The 16,571-nt window shown below is 52.0% G+C and carries 16 protein-coding genes; 12 read left to right on the forward strand and 4 right to left on the reverse strand.

The window, feature by feature from the left end:
* Positions 1-133 precede the first annotated feature (133 nt).
* The 6 genes from ddpX to ACK8NJ_RS11780 are packed head-to-tail and all read left to right on the forward strand — an operon-like array spanning position 134 to position 6,098.
* A complete protein-coding gene (ddpX, locus tag ACK8NJ_RS11755; protein WP_034173774.1) occupies positions 134-715 on the forward strand; it encodes a D-alanyl-D-alanine dipeptidase in 582 nt (193 codons plus the stop codon).
* Positions 716-728: 13 nt separating this feature from the next.
* Positions 729-2,279, forward strand: coding sequence for an ABC transporter substrate-binding protein (locus tag ACK8NJ_RS11760; protein WP_411962491.1), 1,551 nt, complete (start codon positions 729-731; stop codon positions 2,277-2,279).
* A gap of 1 nt (position 2,280) precedes the next feature.
* Positions 2,281-3,303: an ABC transporter permease gene (locus ACK8NJ_RS11765; RefSeq protein ID WP_000145091.1), complete on the forward strand. Its 1,023-nt coding sequence runs from the start codon at positions 2,281-2,283 to the stop codon at positions 3,301-3,303.
* Positions 3,300-4,196 carry a D,D-dipeptide ABC transporter permease gene (ddpC, locus tag ACK8NJ_RS11770; RefSeq protein WP_000979593.1) on the forward strand — a complete coding sequence of 299 codons (897 nt, stop codon included), beginning with the start codon at positions 3,300-3,302 and terminating at the stop codon, positions 4,194-4,196. The genes ACK8NJ_RS11765 and ddpC overlap by 4 nt, the downstream gene beginning before the upstream one ends.
* The gene (locus tag ACK8NJ_RS11775; RefSeq protein ID WP_024044120.1) at positions 4,193-5,179 is read left to right on the forward strand and encodes an ABC transporter ATP-binding protein; all 987 of its coding nucleotides are present in this window, start codon (positions 4,193-4,195) and stop codon (positions 5,177-5,179) included. Before ddpC ends, ACK8NJ_RS11775 begins: the two co-directional genes overlap by 4 nt.
* A complete protein-coding gene (locus ACK8NJ_RS11780; RefSeq protein WP_328180507.1) occupies positions 5,172-6,098 on the forward strand; it encodes an ABC transporter ATP-binding protein in 927 nt (308 codons plus the stop codon). Before ACK8NJ_RS11775 ends, ACK8NJ_RS11780 begins: the two co-directional genes overlap by 8 nt.
* Positions 6,099-6,153: 55 nt before the next feature.
* On the opposite strand, the gene osmC is transcribed toward ACK8NJ_RS11780, so the two are convergent.
* Positions 6,154-6,585, reverse strand: coding sequence for a peroxiredoxin OsmC (gene osmC / locus ACK8NJ_RS11785; RefSeq protein WP_000152305.1), 432 nt, complete (start codon positions 6,583-6,585; stop codon positions 6,154-6,156).
* A gap of 344 nt (positions 6,586-6,929) precedes the next feature.
* Here osmC and bdm point away from each other — a divergent pair, with 344 nt between their 5' ends.
* The 5 genes from bdm (at position 6,930) to ACK8NJ_RS11810 (ending at position 10,782) form a co-directional block, all read left to right on the forward strand.
* Positions 6,930-7,145 (forward strand): biofilm-dependent modulation protein, encoded by a 216-nt coding sequence (gene bdm / locus ACK8NJ_RS11790; protein ID WP_000495766.1) that lies wholly within the window; start codon positions 6,930-6,932, stop codon positions 7,143-7,145.
* Between the two features lie 101 nt (positions 7,146-7,246).
* A complete protein-coding gene (gene sra / locus ACK8NJ_RS11795; RefSeq protein WP_000841554.1) occupies positions 7,247-7,384 on the forward strand; it encodes a stationary-phase-induced ribosome-associated protein in 138 nt (45 codons plus the stop codon).
* A gap of 155 nt (positions 7,385-7,539) precedes the next feature.
* Positions 7,540-9,237, forward strand: a complete 1,698-nt coding sequence (maeA, locus tag ACK8NJ_RS11800) for a malate dehydrogenase (RefSeq protein ID WP_000433462.1) — start codon at positions 7,540-7,542, stop codon at positions 9,235-9,237.
* Positions 9,238-9,370: 133 nt separating this feature from the next.
* Complete coding sequence (gene adhP, locus ACK8NJ_RS11805; protein WP_000642407.1) at positions 9,371-10,381, forward strand: alcohol dehydrogenase AdhP; 1,011 nt, start codon at positions 9,371-9,373, stop codon at positions 10,379-10,381.
* A 116-nt stretch (positions 10,382-10,497) separates the two neighbouring features.
* Entirely contained in the window at positions 10,498-10,782 is a 285-nt protein-coding gene (locus tag ACK8NJ_RS11810) for a HigA family addiction module antitoxin (RefSeq protein ID WP_000781370.1), read from the forward strand.
* Between the two features lie 50 nt (positions 10,783-10,832).
* Here ACK8NJ_RS11810 and fdnI read toward each other — a convergent pair whose 3' ends face one another.
* Genes fdnI through fdnG form a run of 3 tightly spaced genes read right to left on the reverse strand, consistent with a single transcriptional unit; the run spans position 10,833 to position 15,423 of the window.
* A complete protein-coding gene (gene fdnI, locus ACK8NJ_RS11815) occupies positions 10,833-11,486 on the reverse strand; it encodes a formate dehydrogenase-N subunit gamma (protein ID WP_000045648.1) in 654 nt (217 codons plus the stop codon).
* Positions 11,479-12,363, reverse strand: coding sequence for a formate dehydrogenase N subunit beta (gene fdnH / locus ACK8NJ_RS11820; RefSeq protein WP_001240582.1), 885 nt, complete (start codon positions 12,361-12,363; stop codon positions 11,479-11,481). Before fdnH ends, fdnI begins: the two co-directional genes overlap by 8 nt.
* Before the next feature lie 12 nt (positions 12,364-12,375).
* A complete protein-coding gene (gene fdnG, locus ACK8NJ_RS11825; RefSeq protein ID WP_407219948.1) occupies positions 12,376-15,423 on the reverse strand; it encodes a formate dehydrogenase-N subunit alpha in 3,048 nt (1,015 codons plus the stop codon).
* Positions 15,424-15,654: 231 nt separating this feature from the next.
* On the opposite strand from fdnG, the gene yddG reads away from it, so the two are divergent.
* On the forward strand, positions 15,655-16,536 hold the full coding sequence (gene yddG / locus ACK8NJ_RS11830; RefSeq protein WP_000198204.1) for an aromatic amino acid efflux DMT transporter YddG: 882 nt from the start codon (positions 15,655-15,657) through the stop codon (positions 16,534-16,536).
* Positions 16,537-16,571 lie beyond the last annotated feature (35 nt).

Below are 16,571 nucleotides of genomic sequence, written 5' to 3' on the forward strand. Positions count from 1 at the left end.
CTACGATGCACAAATGTTGATCAAAAGTTAAAAAATATAACTTTAAGCCAGCATTCTGGCGCTTATCCCGGCATGGCATGAGATCTGCATAAGCGGAAAGCGCAGCAATTTTTGTCTTATACAGGAACCGTTTATGTCGGATACCACCGAACTGGTTGATTTAGCCGTGATCTTCCCTGATCTGGAGATCGAACTGAAATACGCCTGCGCTGATAACATCACAGGTAAAGCTATTTATCAGCAAGCGCGTTGTCTGTTACACAAGGATGCGATTACCGCGCTGGCGAAAAGTATCAGTATCGCCCAGCTGTCAGGCTTACAACTGGTGATTTACGATGCGTATCGCCCACAACAAGCACAGGCGATGTTGTGGCAAGCCTGCCCAGACCCGCAATATGTTGTTGATGTGGCGGTCGGTTCTAATCACAGCCGTGGCACGGCGATCGACCTGACGCTTCGTGATGAGCACGGGAACATACTGGATATGGGTGCAGAGTTCGATGAAATGCACGAACGTTCCCATGCTTATCACCCTTCCGTCCCGCCCGCCGCTCAGCGCAATCGGCTGTTGCTGAATGCGATTATGACTGGTGGCGGTTTTGTCGGTATCTCCAGCGAATGGTGGCACTTCGAATTACCCCAGGCAGCGAGTTACCCACTACTCGCTGATCAATTCACCTGTTTTATATCCCCTGGCACACAGCACGCCAGTTAATCAGGAAACTGTCATGAAGAGATCGATATCGTTTCGTCCTACATTGCTCGCGATCGTCCTTGCCACAACAATGCCGGTTGCGCACGCCGCCGTACCGAAAGATATGCTGGTGATCGGTAAAGCTGCCGACCCGCAAACCCTCGACCCAGCGGTGACAATTGATAATAACGACTGGACAGTGACCTACCCGTCTTATCAGCGACTGGTTCAGTACAAAACGGACGGTGATAAAGGCTCAACCGACGTTGAAGGCGATCTGGCTAGTAGCTGGAAAGCGTCTGACGATCAAAAAGAGTGGACGTTCACCCTGAAGGACAATGCTAAATTTGCCGATGGCACACCTGTCACTGCCGAAGCAGTAAAACTCTCTTTTGAGCGGTTACTAAAAATCGGCCAGGGGCCAGCAGAAGCATTTCCCAAAGATTTAAAGATTGATGCTCCCGACGAACATACAGTGAGGTTTACCCTTAGCCAGCCATTCGCACCGTTCCTCTACACGCTGGCGAATGACGGTGCATCCATTATCAATCCGGCGGTCTTAAAAGAACATGCGGCCGATGATGCCCGTGGTTTCCTCGCGCAAAATACCGCTGGCTCCGGACCGTTTATGCTGAAAAGCTGGCAAAAAGGTCAGCAATTAGTTCTGGTGCCAAATCCGCATTACCCCGGCAATAAACCGAACTTTAAACGAGTATCGGTAAAAATTATCGGTGAAAGTGCCTCCCGTCGCCTGCAACTCTCCCGTGGCGACATTGACATTGCCGATGCGCTGCCGGTGGATCAACTCAACGCCCTGAAGCAGGAAAACAAAGTCAACGTGGCAGAGTATCCGTCACTGCGCGTCACCTATCTGTATCTGAATAACAGCAAAGCGCCGCTTAATCAGGCGGATCTGCGTCGGGCCATTTCCTGGTCTACCGATTATCAGGGCATGGTTAACGGCATTCTGAGTGGTAACGGAAAACAAATGCGCGGCCCGATTCCGGAAGGCATGTGGGGATACGATGCGACGGCAATGCAATACAACCATGACGAAACGAAAGCCAAAGCCGAATGGGATAAAGTGACGGGCAAACCCACCAGCCTGACGTTTCTCTATTCTGATAATGATCCGAACTGGGAGCCTATTGCTCTGGCGACACAATCCAGCCTCAACAAGCTGGGCATCAATGTGAAGCTGGAAAAGCTGGCGAACGCCACCATGCGCGACAGAGTGGGTAAAGGTGATTACGACATTGCGATTGGCAACTGGAGTCCGGATTTTGCCGACCCGTATATGTTTATGAATTACTGGTTTGAGTCCGACAAAAAAGGTCTGCCGGGTAACCGCTCGTTCTATGAAAACAGTGAGGTCGATAAGTTACTGCGCAATGCGCTAGCGACCACCGACCAGACGCAGCGTACCCGGGACTACCAGCAGGCACAGAAAATCGTCATTGATGACGCTGCTTATGTGTACCTGTTCCAGAAAAACTACCAACTGGCGATGAACAAAGAGGTGAAAGGCTTTGTGTTCAATCCCATGCTGGAACAGGTCTTCAATATCAATACCATGAGTAAATAACGTGACCTTCTGGAGTATTTTACGCCAACGCTGCTGGGGGCTGGTGCTCGTGGTGGCGGGCGTCTGTGTGATAACGTTTATTATCTCGCACCTGATCCCCGGCGATCCGGCGCGGTTACTGGCGGGTGACCGCGCCAGCGATGCTATCGTGGATAATATTCGCCAGCAACTGGGACTGGACCAGCCACTGTACGTACAGTTTTACCGCTACGTCAGCGACCTGTTTCAGGGTGACCTGGGAACATCCATTCGTACCGGGCGTCCGGTGCTGGAAGAGTTGCGCATATTTTTCCCGGCGACGCTGGAACTGGCTTTTTGTGCCCTGCTGCTGGCACTCCTGATTGGCATCCCGCTGGGCATACTCTCTGCAGTCTGGCGAAATCGCTGGCTGGATCATCTGGTGCGAATAATGGCCATTACCGGAATCTCCACACCTGCGTTCTGGCTTGGGCTGGGCGTCATTGTGCTGTTTTATGGTCATCTGCAAATTCTTCCCGGCGGCGGAAGGCTTGATGACTGGCTGGATCCACCAACGCACGTTACCGGCTTTTATCTGCTCGATGCGCTGCTTGAAGGCAACGGTGAGGTCTTCTTCAATGCGTTGCAACATCTTATCTTACCGGCATTAACGCTGGCGTTCGTTCACCTGGGGATTGTCGCCCGCCAGATCCGCTCAGCGATGCTGGAACAATTGAGTGAAGACTACATTCGTACCGCCCGGGCCAGCGGCTTGCCCGGCTGGTATATCGTTTTATGTTATGCGCTACCCAATGCGTTGATCCCCTCGATTACCGTATTGGGACTGGCGCTGGGCGATTTGTTGTATGGCGCAGTGCTCACCGAAACCGTTTTTGCCTGGCCCGGAATGGGGGCATGGGTAGTGACATCAATACAGGCGCTCGACTTCCCTGCGGTGATGGGATTTGCCGTCGTGGTTTCGTTTGCTTATGTGCTGGTGAACCTGGTGGTGGATTTGCTCTATTTGTGGATTGATCCGCGTATCGGACGTGGAGGTGGTGAATGATGCTAAGCGAGGAAACGTCAGCCGTGCGCCCACCAAAACAAACGCGATTTAACGGTGCAAAACTGGTATGGATGCTGAAAGGCAGCCCGCTTACCGTGACCGGCGCAGTCATCATTGTATTAATGCTACTGATGATGATTTTTTCACCGTGGCTGGCGACGCATGATCCCAACGCCATTGATTTAACCGCCCGCCTTTTGCCGCCTTCTGCGGCGCACTGGTTTGGCACCGATGAAGTGGGACGCGATCTGTTTAGCCGCGTACTGGTCGGCAGTCAGCAATCAATTCTCGCCGGATTAGTGGTGGTCGCCATTGCAGGTATGATGGGGTCGCTACTCGGGTGTCTATCCGGTGTGCTTGGCGGACGCGCAGACGCGATTATCATGCGCATCATGGACATTATGCTGTCGATTCCTTCGCTGGTGCTGACAATGGCACTGGCAGCCGCTCTCGGGCCGAGTTTGTTTAACGCCATGCTGGCGATTGCTATTGTGCGAATTCCCTTTTATGTGCGCCTGGCGCGGGGGCAAACATTAGTTGTTCGCCAGTATACCTATGTTCAGGCGGCGAAAACCTTTGGTGCGTCGCGTTGGCATCTGATCAACTGGCATATTTTACGTAACTCCCTGCCGCCGCTGATTGTGCAGGCATCGCTGGATATCGGTAGCGCGATTTTAATGGCCGCCACGTTGGGATTTATTGGCCTGGGTGCTCAACAACCGAGTGCTGAATGGGGGGCGATGGTGGCGAATGGTCGCAACTATGTACTCGATCAGTGGTGGTATTGCGCATTTCCGGGGGCAGCGATTTTGCTTACCGCCGTCGGGTTTAATCTCTTTGGTGATGGTATTCGCGATCTGCTTGACCCGAAAGCAGGAGGAAAGCAGTCATGACCCAACCCGTTCTGGACATTCAACAGCTGCATTTGAGTTTCCCCGGTTTTAACGGCGACGTTCACGCGCTCAACAATGTGTCATTGAAAATCAACCGCGGTGAAATTGTCGGTCTGGTGGGAGAATCCGGCTCGGGTAAATCAGTCACTGCAATGTTGATTATGCGTCTGTTACCGACGGGCAGTTATTGCGTACATCGGGGACATATTTCACTGCTGGGAGAAGATGCTCTTAACGCTCGGGAAAAGCAGCTTCGTCAGTGGCGCGGCGCACGAGTGGCGATGATCTTTCAGGAACCGATGACCGCCCTTAATCCGACACGTCGAATAGGTCTTCAGATGATGGACGTGATCCGCCATCATCAACCCATAAGTCGTCGGGAAGCCAGAGCTAAAGCGATTGCCCTGCTGGAAGAGATGCAAATCCCGGATGCCGTAGAAGTTATGTCGCGCTATCCGTTTGAGCTTTCAGGTGGTATGCGCCAGCGGGTAATGATTGCGCTGGCATTCTCCTGCGAGCCGCAATTGATTATTGCCGACGAACCGACTACGGCGCTGGACGTCACGGTACAGTTGCAGGTACTGCGTCTGCTTAAACATAAAGCCCGCGCCAGTGGAACTGCGGTACTGTTCATCAGCCATGATATGGCAGTGGTGTCGCAACTGTGCGATAGCGTTTACGTGATGTATGCCGGAAGCGTGATTGAGAGCGGCGTGACGGCAGACGTTATCCATCATCCCCGGCATCCGTATACCATTGGTTTGCTGCAATGCGCACCAGAACATGGAATACCACGCCAGCCATTACCCGCCATTCCGGGGACGGTACCAAACCTCACCCATTTGCCTGACGGCTGCGCTTTTCGCGATCGTTGCTATGCGGCAGGTGCACAGTGTGAAAACGTCCCGGCGCTAACAGCGTATGGTGACAACAACCACCGCTGCGCCTGTTGGTATCCTCAGCAGGAGGTCATTAGTGTCTGACACGTTATTAACGTTACGCGACGTCCATATCAATTTCCCGGCCCGAAAAAACTGGCTTGGTAAAACTACGGAACATGTTCATGCCATCAATGGTATTGATTTACAGATCCGTCGTGGTGAAACCTTAGGGATCGTCGGTGAGTCAGGCTGCGGCAAAAGCACCCTCGCACAGCTTTTAATGGGTATGCTGCAACCGAGCCACGGGCAGTACATCCGTTCAGGATCACAACGCATTATGCAGATGGTGTTTCAGGACCCGCTCTCTTCGCTTAATCCGCGCTTACCGGTGTGGCGCATCATCACGGAACCGCTCTGGATTGCTAAGCGTAGTAGTGAACAACAGCGGCGAGCGTTGGCAGAGGAGCTGGCTGTGCAGGTGGGTATTCGTCCGGAGTATCTCGACCGCTTGCCTCATGCGTTCTCAGGCGGGCAGCGGCAACGTATCGCCATTGCCAGAGCACTCTCTTCGCAGCCTGACGTGATTGTGCTTGATGAACCAACCTCGGCGCTGGATATCTCCGTGCAGGCGCAGATCCTCAATTTACTGGTAACGCTACAGGAAAATCGCGAGCTGACTTATGTGCTGATTTCACACAATGTCTCCGTGATACGTCATATGAGCGATCGGGTGGCGGTGATGTATCTCGGACAGATTGTGGAACTAGGAGACGCGCAACAGGTGCTGACAGCTCCGGCACATCCATACACCCGATTATTGCTGGATTCCCTCCCCGCCATTGATAAACCGCTGGAGGAAGAATGGGCATTACGTAAAACGGATCTACCAGGAAACCGCACGTTGCCACAAGGCTGTTTTTTCCGCGAACGCTGCCCTCTGGCAACCCACGGATGTGAAGTCCGGCAATTATTAACAATAAGGGAGGACGGACGTGAGATCCGGTGCTGGCGGGCGCTGTAGAGACGCTAACAACGCATCAGGCAATCACACGCCTGACGCGTCATACGGCAACGCTTTATGATTTCAACTGGTAATCAAGCGTAATTTCAGCTTTCAGTACTTGAGAAACCGGGCATCCTGCTTTTGCTTTCTGGATAATGCCATCAAAAGTAGAGGCATCAATACCCGGCACCGCAACTTCGCTTTTCAGTGCGATTTTAGTAATCGCAAAACCGGCATCCACTTTATCCAGCGACACATCTGCGGTGGTATCAATCGATGTTGGCGTGAATCCCGCTTCCCCCAGCATTAATGAAAGCGCCATTGAGAAACATGCGGCATGCGCTGCGCCAATCAGTTCTTCAGGGTTGGTTCCTTTTTCGCCTTCAAAACGCGTGTTAAATCCATACGGCTGTTGGTTCAGCACGCCGCTCTCGGTGGATACTGTTCCCTTCCCGCGTTTGATATCGCCTTCCCAGTGTGCCTGACCTTTCTTATGGATTGTCATTGTTGCTCTCCTGTGGGCTTAAAAAGGAAATTATAGACTACGTGAGAAACCGCACGAGGATAAGCAGGATATTCCGAATAAAATCCGGCGAAAACATTATCTCTGTACTTAAATTAAATTCCCACAATAGATAACGGGGAATATATAATCCAAAAGATATTGTATCAATATTAATCGGATCGCCCCAATTACAATCCCTATGAATATCATGGTGTTAAAATATAAAAATTATCAACCAGGACTAATCTTAACAACGAAGCGGCAAATATTTGCCATGCTGAATGTGCTTTATAAATCTGCGATCCGTAGCAGACACCAAAAATACACAGACACGGAGAATCGCTATGTTTACTTATTATCAGGCAGAAAATTCAACAGCAGAACCCGCTCTGGTTAATGCCATTGAGCAAGGCCTTCGGGCAGAGCACGGTGTTGTCACTGAAGATGACATTCTCATGGAGCTGACCAAATGGGTGGAAGCTTCTGATAACGACATCCTCAGTGATATCTACCAGCAAACGATCAATTATGTGGTCAGTGGCCAGCACCCTACGCTTTAAGGTGCTATGCTTGATCGGCAACCTAATTTAGGGGTTTAGCACGTGTTTCTTCGCTACGGCGATGTTGTCCTTAAAACTAGCAACAGGATTGAGGAGTTAAAATGAAATCGAACCGTCAGGCACGTCATATTCTTGGACTGGACCATAAAATTTCTAACCAGCGCAAAATAGTTACCGAAGGTGACAAATCCAGCGTGGTAAATAACCCAACCGGCAGAAAACGCCCCGCTGAAAAGTAATTCATAACCATCAGTCCTCAATGACGATTAAACACCATTGCCTGCGCAATGGTGTTTTTGTTTTTATCTGCTTTATACTTGGGGTCGACGCCCTGGCGGTAAAGCAAAGACGATAAAAGCCCCCAGGGATGGATATTCAAAAAAGAGTGAGTGACATGGAACCAAAAACAAAAAAACAGCGTTCTCTTTATATCCCTTACGCTGGCCCTGTACTGCTGGAATTTCCGTTGTTGAATAAAGGCAGCGCCTTCAGCATGGAAGAACGCCGTAACTTCAACCTGCTGGGGTTACTGCCGGAAGTGGTCGAAACCATCGAAGAGCAAGCGGAACGAGCATGGATCCAGTATCAGGGATTCAAAACCGAAATCGACAAACACATCTACCTGCGTAACATCCAGGACACTAACGAAACCCTCTTCTACCGTCTGGTAAACAATCATCTTGATGAGATGATGCCTGTTATTTATACCCCAACCGTCGGCGCAGCCTGTGAGCGTTTTTCTGAGATCTACCGCCGTTCACGCGGCGTGTTTATCTCTTACCAGAACCGCCACAATATGGACGATATTCTGCAAAATGTGCCGAACCATAATATTAAAGTGATTGTGGTGACTGACGGTGAACGTATTCTGGGGCTTGGTGACCAGGGCATCGGCGGGATGGGCATTCCGATCGGTAAACTGTCACTCTATACCGCCTGTGGCGGCATCAGCCCGGCGTATACCCTTCCGGTGGTGCTGGATGTCGGGACGAACAACCAACAGCTGCTTAACGATCCGCTGTATATGGGCTGGCGTAATCCGCGTATCACTGACGACGAATACTATGAATTCGTTGATGAATTTATCCAGGCTGTGAAACAACGCTGGCCGGACGTGCTGTTGCAGTTTGAAGACTTCGCACAAAAAAATGCGATGCCGTTACTTAACCGCTATCGCAATGAAATTTGTTCTTTTAACGATGACATTCAGGGCACCGCGGCGGTAACGGTCGGCACACTGATCGCTGCCAGCCGCGCGGCGGGTGGTCAACTGAGCGAGAAAAAGATTGTCTTCCTCGGCGCAGGCTCTGCGGGGTGCGGGATTGCCGAAATGATCATCGCCCAGACTCAGCGTGAAGGATTAAGCGAGGAAGCGGCGCGGCAGAAAGTCTTTATGGTTGATCGCTTTGGCCTGCTGACCGACAAGATGCCGAACCTGCTGCCTTTCCAGACCAAACTGGTGCAGAAGCGCGAAAACCTCAGTGACTGGGATACCGACAGCGATGTGCTGTCACTGCTGGATGTAGTGCGTAATGTAAAACCAGATATTCTGATTGGCGTCTCAGGACAGACCGGGCTGTTTACGGAAGAGATCATCCGTGAGATGCATAAACACTGTCCGCGTCCGATCGTGATGCCGCTGTCTAACCCGACGTCACGCGTGGAAGCCACACCGCAGGACATTATCGCCTGGACTGAAGGTAACGCGCTGGTCGCCACTGGCAGTCCGTTTAATCCAGTGGTATGGAAAGATAAAATCTACCCTATCGCCCAGTGTAACAACGCCTTTATTTTCCCGGGCATCGGGTTGGGCGTTATTGCTTCCGGCGCGTCACGTATCACCGATGAGATGCTGATGTCTGCAAGTGAAACGCTTGCTCAGTATTCGCCGCTGGTCCTGAACGGCGAAGGTCTGGTACTACCGGAACTGAAAGATATTCAGAAAGTCTCCCGCGCAATTGCCTTTGCGGTTGGCAAAATGGCGCAGCAGCAAGGCGTGGCGGTGAAAACCTCCGCCGAAGCTCTGCAACAGGCCATTGATGATAATTTCTGGCACGCCGAATACCGCGACTACCGCCGTACCTCCATCTAAGCCTGCGCCCGGTGGTGAAAGCTGCCGGGCAATTTTCCTCTCTCTTTTTCAGATCTCATCCATACTGGGTAGTGGCGAATAAATCTCATTTGCCTCACCTGCTATGCAGAACATCATCCGAAAAGGAGGAACTATGAAGGCTGCAGTTGTTACGAAGGATCATCATGTTGACGTTACGGATAAAACACTGCGCTCACTGAAACATGGCGAAGCCCTGCTGAAAATGGAGTGTTGTGGTGTATGTCATACCGATCTTCATGTGAAGAATGGCGATTTTGGTGACAAAACCGGCGTAATTCTGGGACACGAAGGTATTGGTGTGGTGGCAGAAGTGGGTCCAGGTGTCACCTCATTAAAACCAGGCGATCGTGCCAGCGTGGCGTGGTTTTACGAAGGATGCGGTCATTGCGAATACTGTAATAGTGGTAACGAAACCCTCTGCCGTTCTGTTAAAAACGCCGGATACAGCGTTGATGGCGGGATGGCTGAAGAGTGCATCGTGGTCGCCGATTACGCGGTAAAAGTGCCCGATGGCCTGGACTCGGCGGCGGCCAGCAGCATTACCTGTGCGGGCGTCACCACCTATAAAGCGGTGAAACTGTCAAAAATTCGTCCCGGTCAGTGGATTGCTATCTACGGTCTTGGTGGACTGGGTAACCTCGCCCTGCAATACGCGAAGAATGTCTTTAACGCCAAAGTGATCGCCATTGATGTCAATGATGAGCAGTTGAAACTGGCAACCGAAATGGGTGCAGATTTAGCGATTAACTCACGCACCGAAGACGCCGCCAAAATTGTGCAGGAGAAAACCGGTGGTGCACACGCTGCGGTGGTGACAGCGGTAGCTAAAGCTGCGTTTAACTCTGCGGTCGATGCCGTTCGTGCAGGCGGGCGTGTTGTGGCAGTCGGTCTGCCGCCGGAGTCTATGAGCCTGGATATCCCACGGCTGGTGCTGGATGGTATTGAAGTGGTCGGTTCGCTGGTCGGCACGCGCCAGGATCTCACCGAAGCCTTCCAGTTTGCGGCCGAAGGCAAAGTGGTGCCGAAAGTCGCCCTGCGTCCGTTAGCGGACATCAACACCATCTTTACTGAGATGGAAGAAGGCAAAATCCGTGGCCGTATGGTGATTGATTTCCGCCGCTAAGAGGCCTTTGCTGCGACTGCCATGTTCGGGTCGCAGCATCGCACACTCTCCAACATGAAATGGCTAAATGGATTATTGTTGCGTAGGAAGGAACGCTACTGAGAGTAAAGACACTAATGAAAATGGCCAATCATCCCCGCCCGGGGGACATTATTCAGGAATCACTGGACGAACTTAATGTCAGCCTGCGCGAGTTTGCCAGAGCAATGGAAATTGCGCCCTCAACGGCAAGCCGATTGCTGACCGGAAAAGCAGCTTTGACACCAGAAATGGCGATTAAACTTTCCGTGGTGATCGGCAGTTCGCCGCAAATGTGGCTGAATCTGCAAAACGCCTGGAGTCTGGCAGAGGCAGAAAAAACGGTGGATGTGTCGCGACTGCGCCGTCTGGTTACGCAATAAAAAAATGGCGCTTCTTAAAGCGCCATTTTCAGCTTAAAGTTCAAAAGAGATTATATCCCTTCTTCACTCTCTTTTTTCGCTTCTGCCTTCTCGATTTCACGATACCAGCGTGGATGGTGTTTCTTCGCCCAGCGGCGGCTCACCTTCCCCTCGATCATCCCTTTAATCGATCCTTTCACCCAGAATGCCATATACATATGGATCAGGATGGCGTGGATCAGGATGATACCCGCAGCCGCGTGAATCAACAGGCTATAACGGACAACCTGCATCGGGAAGTACTGCGCAAAGTACGGACGCCAGATAATCACCCCGGTCACCAGCAGCACGAAAATCATGCTCATGATTGACCAGAACATCATCTTTTGCCCGGCGTTGTACTTACCGACATCCGCCACTTTATGCTCATTGCCTTTCAATACTTCGACAATGTTCAACAGCCACGGAATATCTTTCTTATCCGGGATGTTGTGATGCACAAAACGCACAAACATAAACATCAGCGCGACGAAAATCGCAATGCCGAAGAACGGGTGCAAAATGCGTCCCATCTGCGGCGTACCGAAGGTTTGCGTCAGCCATTGCAGCGTCGGGAAGAAGAACGAAATCCCGGACAGCGCCACCAGGAAGAAGCAAATCACCACGGTCCAGTGACAGGCGCGATCAATAAATTTGGTGCGCACAATCATTTTCGACTTACTCATGATGATCCTCCTCGTCATCGTCCACTTCCTTATTCGGGCCAATACCGATGTAGTGGAAAATCAACCCGGCAAAAGTGGCAATAAAGCCAGCCGCTGCCAGCGGTTTCAACGCGCCTTTCCACAGGCTTACCGAGGTGTCGATCTTCGGATCTTTCGGCAGACCGTGATACAGCTCCGGCTGATCGGCATGATGCAGCACGTACATAACGTGCGTACCACCGACCCCTTCCGGGTTGTAGACGCCAGCATGTTCGTAACCACGCGCTTTCAGTTTCGCCACGCGCTGTTCCGCCAGCTCCAGCATCTCCTTCTTGGTGCCGAAGTGGATAGCCCCGGTCGGACAGGTTTTCACACAAGCCGGTTCCTGGCCGACGCTGACGCGATCGACGCAGAGCGTGCATTTATATACCCGGTTATCCTCTTTGTTGAGGCGCGGAATATTAAACGGACACCCGGCAATGCAGTAACCACAGCCGATGCAGTTTTCCGACTGGAAATCGACAATCCCGTTAGCGTACTGAATGATTGCACCAGCAGACGGGCACGCCTTCAGGCAGCCCGGATCTTCACAGTGCATACAGCCGTCTTTACGGATCAGCCACTCCAGCTTGCCGTTCTGTTCGGTTTCGCTAAAGCGCATCACCGTCCAGGACTTGGCGCTCAGATCGGCGGGGTTATCGTAAACCCCGACGCAGTGCCCCACTTCATCACGGATGTCGTTCCACTCTGAACACGCCACCTGACAGGCTTTACAGCCGATACAGGTGGAAACGTCGATAAGTTTCGCGACTTCTGCTTTGTAATCACGCACCTGCGAAGGCGGCGTGATGGAGTTAGTTGCGGACCTTTTGATAATGTCCTGCGTTTCCATAGCCATCTGTTCGCCCCCTTACGCCTTCTCGATGTTGACTAAGAACGCTTTATATTCCGGCGTTTGCGAGTTTGCATCACCGACATTCGGCGTCAGAGTGTTAGCGATATAACCTTTACGCGCGACACCCTCAAAGCCCCAGTGGATTGGAATACCCACCGTTTCAACCTGCTGACCGTTTACATTCAGCGGTTTCAGACGGCGCGTTACCACCGCCACCGCGCGGATAAAGCCACGCTTGCTTGAGACAGTGACACGATCGCCATTATTAATGCCTTTCGCCGCCGCCAGCGTTTCGCTGATTTCCACAAACTGTTCCGGCTGAGCAATTGCGTTGAGCAACGCGTGCTTGGTCCAGGTGTGGAAGTGCTCGGTCAGACGATAGGTCGTACCCACATACGGGAACTGCTCTTTTTTACCCATCCGCAGCGCGTCTTGTTCATACAGACGAACCACCGGGTTAGACACCACGTTCGGATGCAGCGGGTTAGTGCCCAGCGGCGTTTCAATTGGCTCGTAGTGCTCCGGGAACGGACCTTCCGCCATTTTGTTGATGGCAAACAGGCGTCCCATCCCTTCCGGCTGCATGATAAACGGTCCGGTTGGTGTACCTGGCGCGGCATTGCCGAAGTCCGGAATATCGTTACCCGTCCACTTGCTGCCGTTCCACTGGATCAGCATCCGTTTCGGATCCCACGGTTTACCGTTGATATCCGCCGAAGCACGGTTGTAGAGTACGCGACGGTTGAGCGGCCACGCCCAGGCCCATCCCAGCGTATTCCCCAGACCGGACGGGTCGGAGTTATCGCGGTTAGCCATCTGGTTGCCCTGCTCTGTCCAGCTACCGGTGTAGATCCAGCAAGACGATGCGGTTGTACCGTCATCACGCAGATGCGCAAAGCTACTCAGCAACTGACCTTTCTTCGCAATCAGCACGCCATTGGCATCATAGAGATCTTCCAGCGCGTAGCCGTTGTTCTCTTTAGCTACTTCGTCAGATTGCGGTTCGTGCGGCTGCTTGTAGTTCCAGCTCATCTTCATCAGCGGTTCTACGCCTTTACCACCTTCGGCCTGGTACAACTCGCGCAGATGATGGTAGATACCCGCCAGAATTTCGCCGTCGTTACGCGCTTCGCCCGGCGCGTCCTGACCTTTCCAGTGCCACTGCAACCAGCGACCGGAGTTAGCGATAGAACCATCTTCTTCAGCAAAGCAGGTCGAAGGCAGACGGAATACTTCAGTCTGAATAGACGCCGGATCGACATCGTTCGACTCGCCGTGGTTCTGCCAGAAGGTTGAGGTTTCAGTCACCAGCGGATCGATAACCACCATGTACTTCAGTTTGCTCAGGCAGCTCACCACTTTGTTTTTGTCCGGGAAGGACGCAACCGGGTTAAAGCCCTGGCAGAAATAACCGGTGACTTTGCCTTCGTCCATCATGTTGAAATACTTGATGACGTCGTAGGTCTGGTCCCACTTCGGCAGCCAGTCATAGCCCCAGTTGTTCTCTTTCTGTGCAGCATCACCGTAGAAAGATTTCATCAGGCTAACGAAGAACTTCGGATAGTTGCTCCAGTAGTTCACCTGATCAGCCAGCGTCGCTTTCGGCGTATTCGCTTCCAGATACGACTGCAAATCAACCTGTTTTTCTGACGGCAGCGTCAGATAACCCGGCAGGCTGGTTGAGAGCAGACCTAAGTCGGTCAGGCCCTGAATGTTGGAGTGACCACGCAATGCGTTCACGCCGCCACCAGCCATACCCATGTTACCGAGCAGCAATTGGATCATCGCCATGGTGCGGATGTTCTGCGCACCCACGGTGTGCTGCGTCCAGCCCAGCGCGTACAGGAAGGTGGTTGTGCGATCCGGTGCGCTGGTGGAGGCCAGCACTTCACACACTTTCAGGAAGTCGGCTTTTGGCGTACCACAGATGTTTTCTACTACGTCTGGCGTGTAGCGGGAAACGTGCGCTTTCAGCAGGTTCCACACACAGCGCGGATGAGTCAGCGTGTCATCGCGTTTCGCATAGCCGTTTTCATCGAACTGATAGTTCCAGGACGACTTATCGTATTCACGTTTTTCAGCGTCGTAGCCGCTGAACAGACCGTCTTCGAAAGCAAAATCATCACGCACCAGCAGGCTGGCATTGGTGTAATGCTTAACGTATTCGGCATTGATTTTGTTGTTTTCGATCAGGTAGCGCAAAACGCCAGACAGGAACGTAATGTCCGTACCGGAACGAATAGGTGCGTAAATATCCGCTACAGAAGCGGTACGCGTAAAACGGGGATCGACAACGATCAAGGTTGCATCGTTGTTGTTTTTCGCTTCCATCGCCCAGCGGAAACCGACGGGATGCGCTTCAGCAGCGTTACCGCCCATCACCATTACGACGTTAGCGTTTTTGATATCCACCCAGTGGTTGGTCATCGCACCGCGACCAAATGTTGGAGCAAGACTTGCTACCGTTGGTCCGTGTCAGACGCGCGCCTGGTTGTCTACCGCCAGCATCCCGAGGGAGCGGGCAAATTTTTGAGTCAGCATCCCGGTTTCGTTGCTGGCACCGGAGGCACACAGCATACCGGTAGAAAGCCAACGGTTTACCGTTACGCCCTGCTCGTTCTTTTCAATAAAGTTAGCGTCACGGTCAGCTTTCATCAGCTTCGCAATACGGGAGAATGCTTCATCCCAGCTAATGCGCTGCCATTTGTCAGAACCTGGCGCACGATATTCCGGGTAGCGCAGACGGTTTTCGCTGTTGACGTAATCCAGCAAACCGGCCCCTTTCGGGCACAGCGCACCACGGCTTACCGGATGATCCGGGTCACCTTCAATGTGATAAATCGCTTCTCTGGCGTTTTTCGCGCCATCACCCAGGCTATACATCAATAGCCCGCAACCTACGGAACAGTATGTGCAGGTGTTACGGATCTCTTTAGCGCGTAATAATTTGTAGTTTCGCGCCTGAGCCAGTGCTTGCTTCGGGGCAAAGCCCAATGCCGCTACCGTTGTTCCAGCCATACCGCCCGCGCAGATTTTAAAAAATTGTCTGCGACTGACGTCCATTGCTTTCCTCTTTTTTCAGGGGTATTACTGCGCGAGGAAACTAACAGTAAAATTCTGAATCTTTTTGCGCGAAATCAAAAAGAACACGTGTTTGCCACAAAATAATCCGCCTGCGCAAATTGACCTACCTCAATAGCGGTAGAAAAACGCACCACTGCCTGACAGGCCAGTTAAAAAAATGCTATAAAATTCAGCTTAATTTTTAACGGCAAGAGAGACAAAACAGCGAGCATGACACGACAAAAAGCAACGCTCATAGGGCTAATAGCGATCGTCCTGTGGAGCACGATGGTAGGATTGATTCGCGGTGTCAGTGAGGGGCTCGGCCCGGTCGGCGGCGCAGCTGCTATCTATTCATTAAGCGGGCTGCTGTTAATCTTCACGGTTGGATTTCCGCGTATTCGGCAGATCCCGAAAGGCTATTTACTCGCCGGGTGTCTGTTATTCGTCAGCTATGAAATCTGTCTGGCGCTTTCCTTAGGATATGCGGCGACCCGTCATCAGGCGATTGAAGTGGGTATGGTGAACTATCTGTGGCCCAGCCTGACAATTCTCTTTGCCATTCTGTTTAATGGTCAGAAAACCAACTGGCTGATTGTACCAGGATTATTATTAGCCCTGGTTGGCGTCTGCTGGGTGTTAGGTGGTGACAATGGGTTACATTATGATGAAATCATCAATAATATCACCACCAGCCCATTGAGTTATTTCCTGGCGTTTATTGGTGCGTTTATCTGGGCAGCCTATTGCACAGTAACGAATAAATACGCACGCGGATTTAACGGAATTACCGTTTTTGTCCTGCTAACGGGAGCAAGTCTGTGGGTTTACTATTTTCTCACGCCACAACCAGAAATGGTATTTAGCACGCCTGTCATGATTAAACTCACCTCTGCGGCATTTACCTTAGGATTTGCTTATGCTGCATGGAACGTCGGTATATTACATGGCAACGTCACCATTATGGCGGTAGGTTCGTATTTTACGCCCGTCCTTTCCTCAGCGCTTGCAGCCGTGCTGCTCAGCGCCCCGCTGTCGTTCTCGTTCTGGCAAGGCGCGCTAATGGTCTGCGGCGGTTCCCTGCTCTGCTGGCTGGCGACACGTCGTGGCTAAAATAATTGTCGGGTCTACGGCCCGGCAGTTAATCA

Source organism: Escherichia sp. F1 (genome assembly GCF_046764225.1).
GTDB classification, from domain to species: Bacteria; Pseudomonadota; Gammaproteobacteria; order Enterobacterales; family Enterobacteriaceae; genus Escherichia; species Escherichia coli.